Origin of the sequence: Dactylosporangium sp. NPDC005572, from assembly GCF_040605515.1 — a bacterium.
GTDB lineage: Bacteria > Actinomycetota > Actinomycetes > Mycobacteriales > Micromonosporaceae > Dactylosporangium.
In genome coordinates this window covers 1-1,170 of the sequence record NZ_JBEXCY010000479.1, presented here as the reverse complement: position 1 = coordinate 1,170, position 1,170 = coordinate 1, and the positions used below count along the sequence as shown (strand labels likewise).

Annotated in this window: 2 protein-coding genes; one reads left to right on the top strand and one right to left on the bottom strand. The window is 71.9% G+C overall.

All coding sequences use genetic code 11. From position 1 onward, the window contains the following. Window positions 1-166 (bottom strand): helix-turn-helix domain-containing protein (locus tag ABZS66_RS61790; RefSeq protein ID WP_354774314.1); only part of this gene is annotated, 166 nt, incomplete at its 3' end. A gap of 83 nt (window positions 167-249) precedes the next feature. Here ABZS66_RS61790 and ABZS66_RS61785 point away from each other — a divergent pair. After that, a partial coding sequence (locus ABZS66_RS61785; RefSeq protein ID WP_354774313.1) for an aldo/keto reductase occupies window positions 250-1,170 on the top strand: 921 nt, incomplete at its 3' end.

Below are 1,170 nucleotides of genomic sequence, written 5' to 3'. Positions count from 1 at the left end.
CGGCGACGAACCGGTACAGCGCCTCCTTGCTGCGGAAGTAGGCGTAGACCCGCTCCTTGCTGGTCCGGGCGGCCCTGGCGATGCGCTCGACGCGGGCCCCGGCGATCCCGTGCTGCGCGAACTCGGTGACCGCCGCGGCGATGATGCGGTCACCGGTGGAGTCCATGCGGCCACGATACCGAACCGTTCGGTTTGGGTGAGGGTGTAGTGTTCGAACCGAACCGTTTGGTTTGACACGAGGAGTACCGCATGCAGCAGCGCACACTCGGCCAGCAGGGCCTGACCGTCTCCGCCGTCGGCTACGGCGCCATGGGCCTGCACCTTGCCTACGGCCCCGGCGACGAGCAGGAAGGCATCGCCGCCATCCGCCGCGCCTACGAGCTCGGCGTCACGTTCTTCGACACCGCCGAGCTGTACGGCTGGGGCGCGAACGAGCGGGCCGTCGGCCGGGCGGTGAAGGACTTCCGCGACGACGTGGTCATCGCCACCAAGTTCGGCTTCACCCGCTCGTACGGCTTCGACAGCCGGCCCGAGCACATCCGCGAGGTCGTCGACAACAGCCTGCGCCACCTCGGCGTCGACACCATCGACGTGCTCTACCAGCACCGCGTCGACCCGGCGGTACCGATCGAGGACGTCGCCGGCACCGTCAAGGAGTTCGTCGACGCGGGCAAGGTGCGGTACTTCGGGCTCAGCGAGGCCGGCCCGCAGACCGTCCGCCGGGCGCACGCGGTGCAGCCGGTCTCCGTCCTGCAGACCGAGTACTCGCTGTTCGAGCGCGACGCCGAGCGGCTCCTTCCGGCCCTGGACGAGCTCGGCATCGGCTTCGTCGCCTACTCCCCGCTGGGTCGCGGCTTCATCACCGGCGCCGCCCGGCCGGCGGCCGAGTACGACGCGACCGACATGCGCCGCAACGACGCCCGCTGGCAGCCCGGCAACTACGAGCGCAACCTCGACGCCGTCCGGCGGCTCGGCGAGCTCGCCGCCACCAAGGGCGCCACCGTCGCCCAGCTGGCCCTCGCGTGGCTGCTCGCCCAGGGCGAGCACATCGTGCCGATCCCCGGCACCCGCAGCGCCGCCCGGGTCGAGGAGAACACCGCCGCGGCCGGCCTCGAGCTCACGGACGCCGACCTGGCCGCCGTCCGCGAGATCCTGCCGGCGGGTGGCTTC